We start from the raw sequence: 15,903 nt of genomic DNA on the forward strand, positions 1-15,903 counted from the left end.
GGCGGCCGAAATGGAGACTCTGAGAGCGCGCAACCTGTTCCATCCGACCGTCCTGATGGCCGTTGCCCTGATGTCTGTCATCGGCATGATGATCCTGCCGATACCTTCCGCATTGCTGGATATCGGCCTGGCCTTGTCCTTCTCTCTGGCGATCCTGATGCTGACCGTCACGCTGTTTGTCGAACGGCCGCTGGACTTTTCGTCTTTCCCAACGATCCTTCTTGCATCTCTCCTGCTGCGGCTTGCGCTCAATGTCTCTTCGACCCGGCTGATCATCGGCCAGGGGCATACTGGCACGGCTGCCGCCGGCCATGTGATCGAGGGCTTCGCGAGCTTTATCATGGGCGGCAATATCGTGCTCGGCCTGGTGGTGTTCACCGTCATCATGATCGTGAATTTTATCGTCATTACAAAAGGCGCGGGGCGAATGGCAGAGGTCGGCGCGCGGTTCGCGCTCGACGGGATGCCGGGGCGCCAGCTGGCGATTGATGCGGATATGTCCGCCGGCGCGATCACGCATGACGAGGCGCGCCAGAGACGTGAAACCGAACTTGCCGAAACCACATTCTTCGGCTCTCTGGACGGTGCTTCGAAATTTGTGAAAGGCGATGCGATCGCCGGACTGCTGATTACCGCGCTGAATTTTGTGGTGGGCCTGGGCGTTGGTATCGGGATGCACGATATGGATGCCGCCCGCGCTTTCTCGACCTACGCGATTCTTACGGTTGGGGATGGTCTGGTGGGTCAGATCCCTGCGGTAATCATCTCGGTTGCAGCAGCGCTCCTTCTTTCGCGCGGCGGCACCAAAGGCGCCGTCAATATCAGCCTGGTGGAGCAGCTTGGGAAATATCCCGCGGCCCTTGCAACCGTTGCCGGGTTAATGGCGGTTCTCGCGGTTTTGCCGGGCATGCCCTTCCTTCCGTTCGTCTGCACGGCGGCCGGGCTTGCAGGGCTTGCGCGCCTTGTCCGGAGAAAGCCTGTAGAAAAGGCCGAACCAGTGCTCAGCAACACCCAGACCACTGCAAAACACCATATCGGAGATGTGCTTGATTTTGACGAAATTCATATCGAATTCTCGCCAGATCTCGTGGATATGGCGCTGGATCCTGCGACCGGCCTCGATGGGCGGATTGCCAGTATGCGCAATCATATCGCCGCGACCTATGGGCTTATTCTCCCCGAAATTCGTCTCACGGATGAGGCCATGCTGCCGGTGGGACATTACCGGATCCGCATTCAGGGCGTCGCAAAAGTAACTGACCGGCTGGTTCCGGATAGCGTGCTGGTGCTGATGTCTGATGGCGCCAGCGCACCCGAGGGCGAGGATGTTAAAGAGCCTGTCTACGGCGCGCCTGCCCGCTGGATCCGGCCGGACTATCAGGAGGATGCGGTACTCTCCGGCCTGACGGTCGTGTCGCCGGCCGAAGTCCTGGCCACCCATTTGCTTGAAGTTCTGAAATCCAGCCTTTCGCGACTTCTGTCGCTGCGTGGTCTGCGCCGCCTGCTCGACGAATTCACCGATCTCTCGGATCGGGGCAGGGCAGAGGCGAACCGTCGGCTGCTCGACGATATGATCCCGGAGAAAGTGCCGATGGATCTGCTTCATGCGGTCATGCGCCTGCTGCTCGAGGAGCGGGTCTCTGTCAGAAACCTGCCGCTGATCCTGGAAGCGGTCGCCGAGGCGCGCAGTTTCGGCTCCCCCGAGGCGGTCTGCGAACATGTCCGTCAGCGCCTCGGCTTCCAGATCGTTGCCGAATTCCGCCGCGAAGACGGAACCGTGCCGCTGATCCAGCTTGCCCCCGAATGGGAGCGGACCTTCCAGGCCCATCAAACCGACGGGGATCGCGGATTGCGCGATGTCGCCCTGCCGCCGGATGTTTTTGCAAAGCTTGCCAATGGGATAGCTGAGCGGGTCGGGCAAGCCGGCGAGAACGGCGCCTCGCCTGCCATCGTCACCTCGGCGGCAAGACGACGGTTCCTGCGCACTGTCATTCAGGCGCGGGGGCTCAGAGTTCCTGTCCTCTCCTATGAGGAAATCGGCGCGGACAGTCGCCCTGCGCTATTCGGTCAGGTCGCGGCATGACCGGCCTGATCGCGCAACTCAGCGGCGTTTTCAGTATCGCAGAGGGGATGATCTGGCAGGCGGCGCTGGTTTTTCTGCGCGTCGGCGCGGCGGTCGCATTGCTCCCCGGTTTGGGCGAAAGCTTCCTGCCACAAAAGGTTAAGATCACCGCCGTAATGGTCATAACGGCGATTGTGTTTCCCGCCGTTCTTGAGGCGCCGGCTGGCTTGCCTGGCGCAGACCCGCAAAGCGCCGTCTTTACCCCCCTCAACATTGCGGCAGAGCTTGTCGCGGGCCTGCTCCTTGGTTTCACGCTGCGCCTGATGATCCTTTGCCTGCAAACCGCAGGAACGATGATCGGTCAGTCGATTTCACTGGCTCAGATGTTCAACGGAACCGGGCCCGAGCCCCAGCCCATCGTGTCTAATCTGCTGACACTTGGCGGGCTTGTTCTGTTTTGCTCTATGGGCGGGCTGGCAAGATCTGTTGAACTGCTGGTCTATTCCTATGAAATTCTGCCCCCCGGTCAGCTGCCGGATCCGGGCGAGATCTCGCGCTGGGCGCTGGGGCTGACCGCGCGGGCCTTCTCCCTCGCGTTCACGCTTTCTGCACCGTTCATCCTCGCGGCATTGCTCTATAATCTTGCGCTTGGGGCCATCAACCGCGCCATGCCCTCTCTGATGGTGACCTTTATCGGAGCGCCGGCCCTGACCCTTGGCGGCCTGATCCTGCTTGCCCTGGCCAGTCCTTTCCTGCTGCAAAGCTGGCACGATGCCCTGGGCGTCCGCCTGCTTGATCCGTTCGGACCCTGATGATGTCAGGCTCCGACAGTGATCAGGATGAAAAGCAGTTCGACCCGACTCCCCGCCGGCTGGAAAGGGCACGGGAAGAGGGCGATGCGATCAGATCCGAAGATATCCACGCCGCGCTTGCAGGTGCGGGCATTCTGCTGGCCGCCGCCATTTTTGGCAAAGCTGCCATCACCCGGGCCGGAGAGATGGCGGCGACCTTTTTCGATCAGGCCGACCGCCTGCCGTGGCCCGGCGATCAGGGGGCGGCCGCCGTGATCGGTAGGGCTGCTCTGTCGATGGCCGGGCCGGTCATCGCGCTCCTGCTGGTGCCGGCGGCATTGATCCTGATCTGGCTGATTGCGTCAAAAGGATTCGTTTTTGCACCGCCAAAGCTGACTATGAAAATGTCCCGGATCTCGATTATCAGCAATTTCGGACAGAAGTTCGGGCGCGGCGGCCTCGTCGATTTCCTGAAGAAATCAGTGAAAATGGTGCTGATTTCGCTGGCCCTGGCCCTGTTTCTGACCAGCAGCGCCGATCAGATCATTGGCAGTACCCGGCTCGGGGCCGGGCAGGTGGCACTTTTGCTGGTCAGTCTGCTTGCCGGTTTCCTTGCCCTGGTGATTGCGCTCAACGCTGTTATAGGCGCGGTGGATTACCTCTGGCAACGCGCCGAATTCATGCGGCGCAACCGGATGACACGGAAAGACCTGACCGATGAGATGAAAGACAGCGAGGGCGATCCGCATATGAAGGCCGATCGCCGGCGCCGGGCGCAGTTAATCGCGACGCGGCAGATGCTTGCCGATGTGCCGGGCGCGGATGTGGTGATCGTCAACCCGACCCATTACGCCGTTGCGCTGAAATGGGACCGGATCAGGGGTGGGGCGCCGGTTTGTGTTGCCAAAGGCATTGATGAAATCGCGGCGCGGATAAGGGAACGCGCGCAGGAGGCCGGGGTGCCGATCCGGCGCGATCCTGCCACCGCGCGGGCAATTTACGGGATCACCGAGATCGGCCAGGAGATCCGGCGCGAACATTATGCCGCCGTGGCGGCGGCGATCCGGTTCGCCGCCATGATGAGGGAAAAAGCCAGAAAACGGAGATGAGCGATGAATCGGGCCGAAAAACTGCATCGGCTGCGCAGGATGGCCGGCATGGTGCTTGAACTTCGGGCGGCCAGCCTCGCCAAAGCTGCGGCAGAGCGGGAGGCAGTCAGGGAAAGGCTGGCGGCGCTGAACCGGGTTCCAGATGAGGCGGCGATGGCGGATATGACCGAGGCACAGAGATTTCTGGTCTATGAAGCATGGGCGGCCGGGCGCAGGACAAAACTGAACCAGCAACTGGCGCGGCAAGAGGTGATTTGGCGCACAGAGCTTGCAGCGGCGCGACAGGCTTTTGGAAGAGATCAGGTTCTCGTCCGGCTGCAGGAGGGCAGGAAAAGGCGCTAAACCCGCTGACCCAGGGAAGCGAGGCGCGCAATGTAACGCTCCGAGGCGGACTGGTGCTGCCGGGCGAAAGCAATGGCCTGTCCTGGCGTAACCGGCACGAAGGCGATCCTCTGGCCCGGTGTCACCTGCGCGAAGGCGTCAAGGTCGCAATCCAGCACAGTCGCGATCCGGGGATAGCCGCCCGTTGTCTGATGATCGGCGGTGAGGATCGTCGCGACCCCGTCCCCCGCCACCTGGATCGAGCCGCGTGTGAGCGGTTCTGATGCCATATCAAGCGGCGCACGCGGTGCAATTGCTGGGCCGTTGAGGCGGGTTCCCATCCGATCGGCTGCGATGGTCACATTCCAGGGGCCGGCATAGAGCGCCTCGACGGAGCTTTCGGGAAAATAACGCTCCTGCGGGCCGGGCGTGACACGCAATATATGGCGGGGGCGCGCCAGGATCGGGCAGGGGATATGCGGCGACAAAGGCAGGCGCGGTCCGACAGGGGTAAAATGCAGCTTTGAACCCGTCGCAAGCTTGCCACCTCCGAAGCCGGAAGCCCCATGGGTGGCGGCGCTCTCCAGCCAGGTCGGTATCAGGCTTTGCCCGGCAAAGGCCAGATAACACCAATTGCCCCAGATGCCGGGCCTGATCACCAGGGTTTCCCCGACCCGAAGCAGCCCGCGTGACCAGGATCCCAGGCGCTGGCCGGCATGTTCCAGGATGAAACCACCGCCGGTGAGGGCAAAGGCGATCTCTCCCGCCTCGCAGCCGATCTGAACGCCACCGCGCGAAATCTCGATTACCGGCGTGCCGGGGGCATTCCCGATGGCCGCATTCGCCGCCCGCATGGCGAGCCGGTCCATCGCGCCCGATTGCGGCACACCAAAACGCGCCCAACCTGGCCTGCCCTCGTCCTGGATCGAGACATGCGGACCGGCAAAGCGCAGGCAGAGTTCGACCTCAGACATCGGTCATTTCCGGGGCCATTTCCGGATCGTCCTGGCGAATACGGCGAAACCGCACCCGGTCGCCGGGATCGAAGAGAAAGGGGCGGGCCGCGTCAGCCGTCAGGATCCTTGTGGCCGAACGGCCAATGATCCACCATCCGGTCGGCATTTTCAGTGTCGAAACAATGCATTGCGAACCCGCGATCAAAACGGACCCCGCCGGGATGTCGCGGATGGCAGCGGATTTGCGAGGCAGGCGGATCGAATCCGGCACGCCGGTCAGATAGGCATAGCCCGGCGCAAAGCCGTAAAGGCTGACCTGATACGCGCCGCCGAGATGGGCGGCGATCACTGCTTCCGGGCTCTGCCCCGTCATCGCTGCAACCGAAGCGAGATCCGGAGAAAAGGGCGCGTCATAGCACACTGTAACGTCATGCAGCCGGCCCTCCGGCACCTGGGGCCGCCCGGTGCCGAGCCGCTGACGGATGGCTGCCTCCACGCTGCCATGATCTGTCGCCAGACAATCGAAACGCACCAGCAGACAGGCATTCCCGGGCACGGTTTCGATCATCGCCGGCAGCGGCGCGGCGTTCAGCACGGCATCCAGCGCCATCACGCGGTCATGCAGCGCCGTATCCACGCCCTCGCCGAATTCCACCAGCAGGCCATGTTCGGCGACGGGACGAAAGCGCGGTGCGTCGGTCATCATTGTTCAGCCGGCCAGGAAGGGACGGATCGCCACGCCCGCCGCGCTCAGCCGCTGGCGCAGATCGGTGGCAAGATCGACGGCGCCCGGCGTATCACCATGGATACAGACCGACTGCGCATCAAGCGCGATGGGCGCCGCGCCCGCAACCGGCATCATACCGCTGTCGAGGAACCGGATCAGGCGTTCGGCAATCTCATCAGCGTCATGCAGCACGGCGCCGGCCTGGCTGCGCGGCATCAGCTGACCATTGGGCAGATAGGCGCGATCCGCGAAAATCTCGGAAAAGACGGTAAGGCCGCGCGCGCGCGCGGTGCTTTCCAGCGCCGTCCCCGAGATCGCCAGCAATGCAAGGCGGCCCGGCAGCGCGGCAATCGCATCGGCAATGGCGCCGGCAATCACCGGATCCGCCGCGGCCAGGCCAGACAGGGCACCATGGGGTTTGAGATAGCGGATCTCGGCCCCGGCCAGCGCGGCCAGACCCTGCAAAGCGGCGGTCTGGGCCACCACCATCCGGGTGATTTCGGCCGGCTGCATCGGTATCACCCGCCGGCCAAACCCCTCGCGGTCGGCATAGCCGGGATGGGCGCCGATCACGACATTCCGGGAAGCTGCCAGCGACAGCGCGGTGAACATGGTTTCGGGATCACCGGCATGGCCACCACAGGCCAGATTTGCCGAAGTCACAAGCTCAAGCATCCGGGCATCCTCGCCCATCGTCCAGGGCCCATAGCCTTCGCCGAGATCGGAATTGAGGTCGATCTGCCCCATGCTCAGCCCTTTGCGAGGAAATGTTGCGCCATCGAAATCAGCTCTGCCACCGAGCGGATTTGCAGCTTCTCAAGGATCCGCGCCCGGTGGTGATCGACCGTGCGCGGGCTGATCCCCAGCCGCGCGCCGACCTCTTTGCTGGAGGTCTCGGAAGGATTGGACACCATATGGCTGACGATTTCCATCTCGCGGCTGGTAAGCCGGTCGAATTTCGCCCTGAGCCGCTCGGTCCCGGCGCGGGCGGCGTGATGTTCGGCAACCATCGCGAAAGCGGTCTCGATCCGTTCGATCAGTACCGACTGCCGGAAGGGTTTCTCAAGGAAATCCAGCGCGCCCGCCTTGATCGCCTGCACCGATTCCGGCACGCCGCCATGGCCGGTGATGAAGATGATCGGCAGGTCATGGCCGGCCCTGGCCAGCCAGGCCTGCAATTCCAGCCCGTTCATCCCTGGCATCCCGTAATCAAGGATCAGGCAGCCGGGTGCCTCGCCATCATAGCGGAGCAGGAAATCCGCCACCGAGGCAAATGTCTCGACCCGGTAATCGCGCTTTTGCAGTGCACGGGCGAGCGAATTGCGGATCGCCTCGTCATCATCGACCAGAAAGACCGTGAGCCCGGTCACGGGGTCCTGCTGTCCAATCGACTGCTCTTTCATACCGCCTCCGCAGCTGTGTTCAGCGTGAAACAGAATCTTGCGCCGCGCGTCCCCGGCTTTTCATGCCAGAGCGTGCCACCATTCGCCTCGATGATCGACCGGCAGATCGAGAGACCAAGGCCCATCCCTTCGGGTTTCGATGTGTCGAACTGGGTGAAAAGCGTGATGGAGTCACTGACGCCTGGCCCGGTATCCTCGACCGTCACGACCAGCATGTCGCGGCTGTCCTGCAGCAAAGGCCGCACGGTCACGGTCACCTGGCGCGTGTTTTCGCTGTCAGAGGCAATGGCTTCGATGGCATTGCGCAAAAGATTGACCAGCACCTGCGCCACCTGGATCCGGTTGCCCAGAACCGGTGGCAGCACAGCGAGATCCTCGACGATCCGCACGCCGGAATCGCGGGCTTCGGCCTGGACGAGGCGCAGCGTCTGGCCCAGAAGTTCAGCGAAATCAAAGGGCGCAAGCGCGCCTTCGTCCTTGCGGATAAAGCCCCGCAGGGCGCGGATGATATCTCCGGCGCGCAGGGACTGGCTTTCGATTTCGGTCAGAAGCTCGCGCAGCTCGGTGTCGGTCCATTTGCCCAGTTGCAGCGCCAGCAAGGCGGTATCGGCATTTTGCGAGATCGCGGTCAGCGGCTGGTTCAGCTCATGCGCAAGCCCGGCCGCCATCTGCCCCATCGTATTGCCGCGCGCCATATGAGAGAGGTCGCGGTTCAGTTGCTCGATCCTGCCGGCGCTGGCCTTTTCCTCGGTGATGTCATCGACGGTCAGCACGCCATGCAGGGGCTTGCCCGCCTCATCGCGAATGATGATCGAATTCAGCTTGACCCAGATCACCGCGCCATCGCGCCGGAACCAGCGCATTTCCTGGCTGGCCTCGGCTCCGCCGGTCTCATTCACCTGCGATCCATCGGCGCAGGCATAGGCCGCAAGATCGTCAGGATGCGCGACATCCGTCACTTTGCGCCCGATCACCGCCCCGGTCGAGGGGGCGCCGACCAGTTCGGCGAATTTCGCATTGGCGCGGATGATCGACCCATCCACCGGCGAGATCTGCGCCATCGCACGGGTCGAAAGCTCGAAAGTCTGGCCATATTCGCGTTCTGCCTCGCGGCGGGCCACGATTTGCTGCATCAGGGTGGAATTGGCCTTTTCCAGCTCTTTATAGGTGCGCGGCGGCGGTTTTGAGGTGTCGACTTCACCCTGAGAAATCAAGGCATTGCGAACTGCAAAGGCGCGGACGGGGCGGTAGATGTAATCGGCCAGCAAGAGCCCGACAATGCCGGTGGTCGCGGCAACCAGCACAGCGATCCAGATATTCTGGGTCCGGTTGTCCTTGATCGAGGCGGTAAAGTCGCTCTCGGGTGCATAGACGCCGATGGTCCAGGGCAATTTGCCACTGATCGTCGGCATCACGGTCGAGACATAGGATTCACCTTTATAGGTGAATTGTGAGGGGGTGAGCTGGGCGATTTTCAACTCGCCGCTGCTTGCCAGCGGTGCAAAGGCGGCGCGCGCAATGGGGTCTTCAATCTCGCCGATACTGGCGAAGCGCAACGAGCCGTCGTCGGCAGTGATCCGCAACAGGTCCATGTCCGGATGCGCGATAACATCACCGTTCTTGTGTATAATCAGCGCCTTACCTGAGGTGCCGATCTGAAGCCGCGACAGGAATTCCGAGATGCGGCTGATCTCGATATCGACACCGACCACGCCCCAGATCGACCTGCGCGCGCCGCTGGCCCCACGTTTGCCTTTTACCGGACGCAGCACCGGCGCCGCCAGGGTGATCCCCGGCTGTTGCGACGAGAAGAAGATATAGGGGTCGGTCCAGACGGTGCCGAGACTGTTCTTTGCCAGGATGAACCAGGAGCGCGTGCGCGGGTCATAGGGATCGTCCGGGGTCAGCCGTCGCGCCATGACCGAGAAATCATCGCGGCGCCAGATCAGTTCGATCCGACGGACGCCGTTTTCAATCGTGATCAGCTTGGTGCGGAACGGCCCTGCCTGATCGGGCGTGCGTGAGACCATGACGAAATGGCCATCCTCGCCGCCGAAATAGAGGCCGGCAAATTGCGGCGAGATCTGCAATTGCTGGAACAGGAGCTGTTCAAGCCGCGCCTGGTCATCGCTGGCAACCACCTGGTTCTGCGCCAGCCGCGCCGCGAGTTCGGCGGCACCCTGGGCGGGGTTCAGGAAGCCCTTGGAATGTTCGATCGCATTGGTGCCGACATCGCGCAACAGGTGGCGCGCATGGGCGATCAGCGCCTTTTCCGAGGTGAAATATGACGAGAACACCACTGCAAGAACAGCGATCAGCTGCAGGCCGGCCAGGCAGAGCGCCAGAAGGATCCGCAGCGAATAGCGCATCACCGGCCTCCGCAGTCCAGGCGCGCGTTGACGCCACGGAAGGCGGACTCGGCGGGGCCGGGGCAGCACTGTGGTGACGCAAGTCTCGGGCCTGATTGCAAAATTTCTGCCTGTTATTGCAAGCTTCCGGGGCTGGGCCGGATCCGGGGCAGGTTAGAGGCTACGGTCGGCGAATGCCAGTGGCCCTGTAAGGCGAATGCCCGTTACCCTGTAAAAGGAAGTAGGCAGTTCTGCCTAGGCAACCACGCGAATTTAACTTTTACCGGGCCCATGGAATAAGTCTGTATGCCGGATCCGTAGAGTTCCAGTTTCAGACCGCCGGCGGTCTGGGCCTTGGGCGGTCGTTGTGCACGAACGTTGCCAATGCGCTTAACGAGTTGACGTGTCAGTGAGTAACCTGTCAGGCCGCCGGTTGGTGGTTGCTGGTTCCCGGCAACCCACCGGCGGACCAGTTATCGGTGATCTCACCCCCGGAGTCCCCCTCGGCCTCGGGGGTGCTTTTGTTTTCGGGCCTTTTGTGACAGTTTGGCCGCACGCTTTGTTTTTATCAGCGATTTTATATAGATAGGGTCAGGCGCATCCCCCGATGGACCTGAACCCTCAGACCCTGCTCGCCGCCGCCGAGGAGGCCGGCGCGCTCCTGAGGGCGCCTGAAAACCGGCACCGGCTTCTGATCCTCTACCACCTGATCGAGGGCGAGAAATCGGTAGGCCAGCTGGGAGGGTATCTTGGGTTCTGCGAGTTGACTGTCTCGCAGCATCTGGCGCTTTTGCGGCGCGACAGGATCATTTTCGGCCGCCGCGATAGCCAGACGATCTGCTACAGGATCGCAAGCGCGCCCGGATTGCGGACGCGCGCGGGCCATGGCGGATCAATCGCGCAGCAGATAGCCGAAATCGCGCAGGCAGGCCGAGGAAAACAGCCGGTCGCGCTGCCCGAAAACGCGGGCCGCAGTGCCGCAGTCACGCGGAAGCTTTTCGCGCAGCCCCTGATTTCGCAGGCAATTCTCGGAATAGCCGCTGTAGCCGCGGCGTCCGTCGATCTGCAGCGCACAGACCCCGGGCAGACGTGCGCGATGCGGTTTTTCCCAGCCGGGGCGCGTCCCGCGTTTGCTGTCCACGTTCAGCACCTCGGGCAGAATGCCCGGACGGACCGGCTCGCTCAGCTGATCGGGATAGCGCTGCCAGGCGGCTTCCGCCTTTGCGCCGACCGGCATGAACATTGATACGGCAAAAGCAAAGGCAATCAGACCGGCGGTGAGGCCGGGGCGTGCTGTTTTCCGTGGCTTGCCCGTCGCGCGGGCCTGGCCGAAATCGAAATCATCGGGATGCGACTGGTTGCTCTGCCGGGCCGAAGCCGCTGCTGTCCTGTAATGCTGCACGAATGCCTCCTTGGGTCTTGTTGCGCCGCTGTCAGTCGCTGTCCTCATCCCTGACCCCGGTCTGGATTCGGGAGGGCCGACAGCGTCCTGCAGCGGATGACCCGACCTGGCCCGCAGCGCCAAGGTCGCGCAATATCGGCGCATGGCCAGGCCATAACAGCCGCACCCGACGCGCGTGATATGGGATATCACCGCCGTCAGGCCGTGCTCGTTATTGAATATCCAGGCGGATTTCCGCAGATTGAGCAGAGAAATATAACGCCCCGTTAAGGGACGGGCAGTAATCCGACGATGGAGCCGGAGATGATCAGAACCATGCTTGCCGCCCTGTTGGCGCTTGCCCTTGCCGGGCCTGCGGCGGCTGATTGCTACGCAGATTACAAAGCCAAGAAAGACGACCCGTTGCAACTCCACTATGGGGTGGCACAGGTTTCCGATGGCAACTGCTCTCCGGGCAAGGCCGGAGCCGAGCTGAAACCCCGTCTTGCCGCCGGCGGCTGGACTTTGCTCAATGTCCTGTCCACTTTCGGGCCGGAGGGGCTGGATGAGAGGAAAGCGAATGCCGGGGCCTGGTTCCTTCGTTACTGACAGCCTGAAACAGGGCAACCGGGTCGTGACCTTCGGCATCGCCGGGATCGTGCTGATTCTGTTCGCGGCCGCCTTGCTTCTGTTCCTGAACCTGCCCGACGCCAATGCATTCAATGCAAGGGTTGAGCGGATCTTTATCGAGAATGACGACCTGCGCAGCGGGGCCGAGATCCGGCTTCTTGAGATTCTGGCGGGGTCCGGAACCACTTTTTCCGAGGTACTGACCAGCTATCGGATGGTGATTTTCGTGCTGCTGGTCTTTTCGTCTGCACTTCTGGTTGCGGCCCTGGTTTTCCTTGTGATGATCATCGTGCTGAACAAGAAGATCGGCGCGATCCAGCGGTCAGGCATCCAGGTCTCCTCGCTGATGATCTCGCGCGAGGCGCGGGCGGTTTATATCAACGACCTGGAATTCACCCTGACCGAGGCCGCGCTGGAGACGCTCTCTGTGCTGGCAGAGGCGCGGATGGATGACGAAGTGCTGACCGGGGTGCAGATCGAAGCGGTAATCTCGGGCCGGTCCGAGGCGGATTGCGAAGAGGCAGCAGGGGCCACGCGGGTCAAACGCCTGCGCGACGCACTTGGCAATCAACTGGTGAGCGAGCTTCTGGTGAAGACCATTGCCCGGCGCGGATATGTTTTGGCCGTTGGAAAGGAAACGATCCGCATGATCTGACCCGGGATTGTTGCTGTTTCCCGAAAGTTGGACCCAACAAATCACCATGACGCCTTCTGGTTGTCTCAATCGGGCAGCAATCAGGAGGCGAACCCTGTCCAAGATACTGAAAATTGCCCGGAATGAAACGCTACCTGAACACGCTCCTCTCTTTCGTTTTTTTCACGCTTTTGGGCGGTGCGTTTCTGCTCGCCGCGCCGCGCTTCATCCCGGACTGGCAGCCAGCCACGGGACTGTCCCCGGTTCCTGCCCCCTCGGGCGGGGCGGATTTCACCGAAACTGTTAACGCGACGCTTGCCGCGCCACGCCAGAGCGCGGCACCGGCCATCCCCGCCCCGGGCGTCAGCGAGCATATCCTCGAGGTGAATGGCGTAAGCCGGATATGGTACGGCTATGACGGGGCGAAATCCGGCCAGACCGCGCCTGTCGTGATCCTGTTCCACGGCTCGGGGCGCAACGGGCGCGATATGCTGGCGCCCTGGCAGGAAATTGCAAAGCGCGAAGGCCTGATGCTGATTGCACCGGATGCTGCTGACAGCCAGGCTTGGTCGGGCAGCCGCGATGGTGTCGAATTTCTCGAGGCGGTTCTGGCCGATGCCGCCGATCTCTATGCAATAGATCGCAGCCGGATTTACCTTTTCGGACATTCGGCGGGTGCGAATATGGCGCTCTCGCTTTCCGCCCGGCCGCCTGCGGGCGTGCGGGCGATCGTGGCTCATGCCGGGGCGCTCTTTGCGACCGGTCAGCCGGAAAACCCGGTGCCGGTCCGGATCTATGTCGGCGACCAGGATCGCCTGTTTCCGCTTGTCCAGGTGCGGCAGTCGGCACAGGTTCTGGCCTCTGCCGGGCATTCGACGGACCTGGTGGTGATCCCTGGCCACGACCACTGGTTCTACGACGCGGCGCCCGCCATTGCCGCCGATGCCTGGGCCTGGTTTGCAGCAAAGTGACAGCTTTCTGTCATCCCGCCGTCACAGACGGCGGGCTAAGCAACACCGATGATGCTTGCATCAGGGGGCCTGCGGCCCTACATGGCCGTTCTGGCCGTGTGGCCGTTGGTTCTCTGCTGCAACCCGGGGGGATTCGATGATCCAGACGCCCTATTACCTGATCGATCGCACCGCACTGGCGCGGAATATGGCGATCATGGATGAGCTTCGCAGCCTGTCGGGCGCGAAATGCCTGTTGGCGCTGAAGTGTTTCGCAACCTGGCCGGTATTTGACCAGATGGTGCTGCACATGGATGGCACGACCTCCTCCTCGCTTTACGAGCTGCGCCTGGGGCGCGAGAAGTTCGGCAAAGAAACCCACGCCTATTCCGTGGGTTGGGCGGATCACGAGATCGAAGAAGCGGTTGGCTATGCCGATAAGATCATCTTCAACTCGATCAGCCAGATGGAGCGGTTCGACAATCAGTCGGCACAGATCCAGCGTGGGCTGCGGCTGAACCCGCGGTTTTCGACCAGCGGCTTCGACCTCGCTGACCCGGCGCGACCGTTTTCGCGCCTCGGTGAATGGGATCAGGCAAAGATCGAGCGGGTGATGGACCGGATTTCCGGCTTCATGATCCATTACAATTGCGAGAATCGCGATTTCGCGCTGTTTGACAGCCAGCTCTCGCGGATCGAAGAAGAATTCGGCCCGCTTTTGCGCCGTCTGAACTGGGTCAGCCTTGGTGGTGGCATTCATTTTACCGGCGAAGGTTACCCGCTGAAAGCCCTGGCCGAGCGGCTTCGGGTCTTCCAGGACCGGTTCGGCGTCCAGGTGTTCCTTGAGCCTGGCGAAGCCTCGATCACCAACACGACCACGCTGGAAGTGACGGTGCTCGACGTGCTGAACAATGGCAAAGACCTTGCCATCGTGGATTCCTCGGTCGAAGCGCATATGCTTGACCTCTTGATCTACCGCGAAAGCGCCCGGATGGACGATACCGGGCCGCATCGCTTTATGGTTTGCGGCAAGAGCTGTCTCGCCGGCGATATTTATGGCGAGTATGGGTTCAAAGCGCCTTTGCAGATCGGCGACCGGATCTCGATCCCGGATGCGGCCGGCTATACAATGGTCAAGAAGAACTGGTTCAATGGCGTGAAAATGCCGTCCATCGTGGTGAGAGAGCTGGATGGCTCGCTCACTGTCGCACGCGAATTCGGCTATGCCGATTACCGGGACAGTCTCGGCTGAGGCCCAGGCAGTCCCCCCTTCCCCAGCACTCAAGAGGAGGCGGTTTCCCCATGAAACGCAACGTGTTGATCATTGGCGCCGGTGGCGTCGCTCAGGTGGTGGCGCATAAGGCGGCGCAGCTGAATGACCGCCTTGGGGAGCTGCATATCGCCAGCCGCACGAAGCCCAAGGCCGAGGCGATCATTGCCTCAGTCCATGAGAAAAACGCGATGAAAGTCGCAGGTCGCTTTGAAGCCCATTCGGTCGACGCGATGGACAGCAAGGCGGTGGCGGCGCTGATCCGGGAAACCGGGGCTCAGATCGTCATCAATGTGGGCTCTCCTTTCGTGAATATGACGGTGCTGGACGCCTGTATCGAAACCGGTGTCGCTTATATTGATACCGCAATTCATGAAGATCCGACTAAGATCTGCGAGACGCCGCCCTGGTATGGCAATTATGAATGGAAAAAGCGCGACGCCTGCAAAGCGGCGGGCGTGACGGCCGTTCTGGGCATCGGTTTCGACCCGGGCGTGGTTAACGTCTGGGCCCGTGCTGCGGCCGATATGATGGATAAGGTTAACGAGATCGACATCGTCGACATCAATGCCGGTTCTCATGGCAAGTATTTCGCGACCAATTTCGACCCTGAGATCAACTTCCGCGAGTTCACCGGCACGGTCTATTCCTGGCAGGGCGGTGTCTGGCAGGAAAACCGGATGTTCGAGATCGGCAAGACCTGGGATCTGCCGGTTGTCGGCCCGCAAAAGGCCTATATGTCAGGTCATGACGAGGTCCACAGCCTTGCCGCAAACTATCCCCAGGCCGATGTGCGGTTCTGGATGGGCTTTGGCGACCATTACATCAACGTCTTTTCCGTTTTGAAAAACCTCGGGCTTTTGTCTGAACAACCGGTGAAGACCGCCGAAGGGCAGGAAGTCATCCCGCTGAAGGTGGTCAAGGCCGTGCTGCCCGATCCGGCAACCCTGGCGCCGGGCTATACCGGCAAAACGCTGATCGCCGATTTCGTCAAAGGCGAGAAAGACGGTCAGCCGGTCGAGGTGATGATCTACAACACCGCCGATCACAAGGAGGCCTACGAAGAGGTTGGCAGCCAGGGCATCAGCTATACCGCTGGTGTGCCGCCGGTTGCTGCTGCGGTTCTGATCGCCGAGGGCCTCTGGGATGTCGGCACCATGGTTAATGCCGAAGAGCTGGATCCGAAGCCTTTTATCAATCTTCTTAACGAAATCGGCCTGCCGACACGCATCATCGACAAGGATGGCGACCGGCTGCTCAGCTACTGACAGACAAAGAAAAACCCCGCAAAGCGCCTGCTTCGCGGGGTTTTTTCTTTATG

Annotated in this window: 15 protein-coding genes and 1 pseudogene; 10 read left to right on the forward strand and 6 right to left on the reverse strand. The window is 61.8% G+C overall.

Annotation, left to right across the window (positions count from 1 at the left end):
- Nucleotides 1–10 precede the first annotated feature (10 nt).
- The 4 genes from flhA to M3484_RS06400 are packed head-to-tail and all read left to right on the forward strand — an operon-like array spanning nucleotide 11 to nucleotide 4,304.
- Nucleotides 11–2,083, forward strand: a complete 2,073-nt coding sequence (gene flhA, locus M3484_RS06385; RefSeq protein WP_249496223.1) for a flagellar biosynthesis protein FlhA — start codon at nucleotides 11–13, stop codon at nucleotides 2,081–2,083.
- Complete coding sequence (locus M3484_RS06390) at nucleotides 2,080–2,874, forward strand: flagellar biosynthetic protein FliR (protein WP_249496224.1); 795 nt, start codon at nucleotides 2,080–2,082, stop codon at nucleotides 2,872–2,874. Before flhA ends, M3484_RS06390 begins: the two co-directional genes overlap by 4 nt.
- A 2-nt stretch (nucleotides 2,875–2,876) precedes the next feature.
- Nucleotides 2,877–3,962, forward strand: coding sequence for an EscU/YscU/HrcU family type III secretion system export apparatus switch protein (locus M3484_RS06395; protein WP_249496225.1), 1,086 nt, complete (start codon nucleotides 2,877–2,879; stop codon nucleotides 3,960–3,962).
- A gap of 3 nt (nucleotides 3,963–3,965) precedes the next feature.
- Nucleotides 3,966–4,304: a hypothetical protein gene (locus M3484_RS06400; protein WP_249496226.1), complete on the forward strand. Its 339-nt coding sequence runs from the start codon at nucleotides 3,966–3,968 to the stop codon at nucleotides 4,302–4,304.
- On the opposite strand, the gene M3484_RS06405 is transcribed toward M3484_RS06400, so the two are convergent.
- The 5 genes from M3484_RS06405 to M3484_RS06425 are packed head-to-tail and all read right to left on the reverse strand — an operon-like array spanning nucleotide 4,301 to nucleotide 9,738.
- Nucleotides 4,301–5,257, reverse strand: coding sequence for a 5-oxoprolinase subunit C family protein (locus M3484_RS06405; RefSeq protein WP_249496227.1), 957 nt, complete (start codon nucleotides 5,255–5,257; stop codon nucleotides 4,301–4,303). The two genes, M3484_RS06400 and M3484_RS06405, sit on opposite strands and share 4 nt — an antisense overlap.
- Entirely contained in the window at nucleotides 5,250–5,942 is a 693-nt protein-coding gene (locus tag M3484_RS06410) for a 5-oxoprolinase subunit B family protein (protein WP_249496228.1), read from the reverse strand. The genes M3484_RS06405 and M3484_RS06410 overlap by 8 nt, the downstream gene beginning before the upstream one ends.
- Nucleotides 5,943–5,948: 6 nt before the next feature.
- On the reverse strand, nucleotides 5,949–6,713 hold the full coding sequence (locus M3484_RS06415) for a LamB/YcsF family protein (RefSeq protein ID WP_249496229.1): 765 nt from the start codon (nucleotides 6,711–6,713) through the stop codon (nucleotides 5,949–5,951).
- A 2-nt stretch (nucleotides 6,714–6,715) separates the two neighbouring features.
- Nucleotides 6,716–7,369 (reverse strand): response regulator transcription factor, encoded by a 654-nt coding sequence (locus M3484_RS06420; RefSeq protein WP_249496230.1) that lies wholly within the window; start codon nucleotides 7,367–7,369, stop codon nucleotides 6,716–6,718.
- Complete coding sequence (locus tag M3484_RS06425; RefSeq protein ID WP_249496231.1) at nucleotides 7,366–9,738, reverse strand: sensor histidine kinase; 2,373 nt, start codon at nucleotides 9,736–9,738, stop codon at nucleotides 7,366–7,368. The genes M3484_RS06420 and M3484_RS06425 overlap by 4 nt, the downstream gene beginning before the upstream one ends.
- Before the next feature lie 586 nt (nucleotides 9,739–10,324).
- Here M3484_RS06425 and M3484_RS23950 point away from each other — a divergent pair.
- A pseudogene (locus M3484_RS23950) lies at nucleotides 10,325–10,516 on the forward strand (ArsR family transcriptional regulator); the annotation flags it as partial.
- A gap of 93 nt (nucleotides 10,517–10,609) precedes the next feature.
- Here the strand turns inward: M3484_RS23950 and M3484_RS06430 are convergent.
- Nucleotides 10,610–11,119, reverse strand: a complete 510-nt coding sequence (locus M3484_RS06430; protein ID WP_249496232.1) for a hypothetical protein — start codon at nucleotides 11,117–11,119, stop codon at nucleotides 10,610–10,612.
- 303 nt (nucleotides 11,120–11,422) lie between these two features.
- On the opposite strand from M3484_RS06430, the gene M3484_RS06435 reads away from it, so the two are divergent.
- The 5 genes from M3484_RS06435 to M3484_RS06455 all read left to right on the forward strand — a co-directional run bounded on the left by M3484_RS06435 (nucleotide 11,423) and on the right by M3484_RS06455 (nucleotide 15,850).
- Complete coding sequence (locus M3484_RS06435; RefSeq protein WP_092902125.1) at nucleotides 11,423–11,707, forward strand: hypothetical protein; 285 nt, start codon at nucleotides 11,423–11,425, stop codon at nucleotides 11,705–11,707.
- Nucleotides 11,679–12,383 (forward strand): winged helix-turn-helix domain-containing protein, encoded by a 705-nt coding sequence (locus M3484_RS06440; RefSeq protein WP_092900198.1) that lies wholly within the window; start codon nucleotides 11,679–11,681, stop codon nucleotides 12,381–12,383. The genes M3484_RS06435 and M3484_RS06440 overlap by 29 nt, the downstream gene beginning before the upstream one ends.
- Before the next feature lie 122 nt (nucleotides 12,384–12,505).
- Nucleotides 12,506–13,333 carry a CE1 family esterase gene (locus M3484_RS06445; RefSeq protein ID WP_249496233.1) on the forward strand — a complete coding sequence of 276 codons (828 nt, stop codon included), beginning with the start codon at nucleotides 12,506–12,508 and terminating at the stop codon, nucleotides 13,331–13,333.
- 136 nt (nucleotides 13,334–13,469) lie between these two features.
- Nucleotides 13,470–14,564, forward strand: coding sequence for a carboxynorspermidine decarboxylase (locus M3484_RS06450; protein WP_249496234.1), 1,095 nt, complete (start codon nucleotides 13,470–13,472; stop codon nucleotides 14,562–14,564).
- 50 nt (nucleotides 14,565–14,614) lie between these two features.
- The gene (locus M3484_RS06455; protein ID WP_249496235.1) at nucleotides 14,615–15,850 is read left to right on the forward strand and encodes a saccharopine dehydrogenase family protein; all 1,236 of its coding nucleotides are present in this window, start codon (nucleotides 14,615–14,617) and stop codon (nucleotides 15,848–15,850) included.
- The last annotated feature ends 53 nt before the right edge of the window (nucleotides 15,851–15,903 follow it).

Source organism: Pseudomonas sp. GX19020 (assembly GCF_023371075.1).
Taxonomy (GTDB): Bacteria; Pseudomonadota; Alphaproteobacteria; order Rhodobacterales; family Rhodobacteraceae; genus Pseudogemmobacter.

What these genes read in the sequence shown, in the direction of transcription:
- M3484_RS06435 (WP_092902125.1), top strand. Translation starts at nt 11,423, where the DNA reads ATGATCAGAACCATGCTTGCCGCCCTGTTGGCGCTTGCCCTTGCCGGG.
- M3484_RS06400 (WP_249496226.1), top strand. Translation starts at nt 3,966, where the DNA reads ATGAATCGGGCCGAAAAACTGCATCGGCTGCGCAGGATGGCCGGCATG.
- M3484_RS06410 (WP_249496228.1), bottom strand. Translation starts at nt 5,942, where the DNA reads ATGACCGACGCACCGCGCTTTCGTCCCGTCGCCGAACATGGCCTGCTG.
- M3484_RS06390 (WP_249496224.1), top strand. Translation starts at nt 2,080, where the DNA reads ATGACCGGCCTGATCGCGCAACTCAGCGGCGTTTTCAGTATCGCAGAG.
- M3484_RS06440 (WP_092900198.1), top strand. Translation starts at nt 11,679, where the DNA reads ATGCCGGGGCCTGGTTCCTTCGTTACTGACAGCCTGAAACAGGGCAAC.
- M3484_RS06450 (WP_249496234.1), top strand. Translation starts at nt 13,470, where the DNA reads ATGATCCAGACGCCCTATTACCTGATCGATCGCACCGCACTGGCGCGG.
- M3484_RS06405 (WP_249496227.1), bottom strand. Translation starts at nt 5,257, where the DNA reads ATGTCTGAGGTCGAACTCTGCCTGCGCTTTGCCGGTCCGCATGTCTCG.
- M3484_RS06420 (WP_249496230.1), bottom strand. Translation starts at nt 7,369, where the DNA reads ATGAAAGAGCAGTCGATTGGACAGCAGGACCCCGTGACCGGGCTCACG.
- M3484_RS06415 (WP_249496229.1), bottom strand. Translation starts at nt 6,713, where the DNA reads ATGGGGCAGATCGACCTCAATTCCGATCTCGGCGAAGGCTATGGGCCC.
- M3484_RS06425 (WP_249496231.1), bottom strand. Translation starts at nt 9,738, where the DNA reads ATGCGCTATTCGCTGCGGATCCTTCTGGCGCTCTGCCTGGCCGGCCTG.
- M3484_RS06455 (WP_249496235.1), top strand. Translation starts at nt 14,615, where the DNA reads ATGAAACGCAACGTGTTGATCATTGGCGCCGGTGGCGTCGCTCAGGTG.
- M3484_RS06445 (WP_249496233.1), top strand. Translation starts at nt 12,506, where the DNA reads ATGAAACGCTACCTGAACACGCTCCTCTCTTTCGTTTTTTTCACGCTT.
- flhA (WP_249496223.1), top strand. Translation starts at nt 11, where the DNA reads ATGGAGACTCTGAGAGCGCGCAACCTGTTCCATCCGACCGTCCTGATG.
- M3484_RS06395 (WP_249496225.1), top strand. Translation starts at nt 2,877, where the DNA reads ATGTCAGGCTCCGACAGTGATCAGGATGAAAAGCAGTTCGACCCGACT.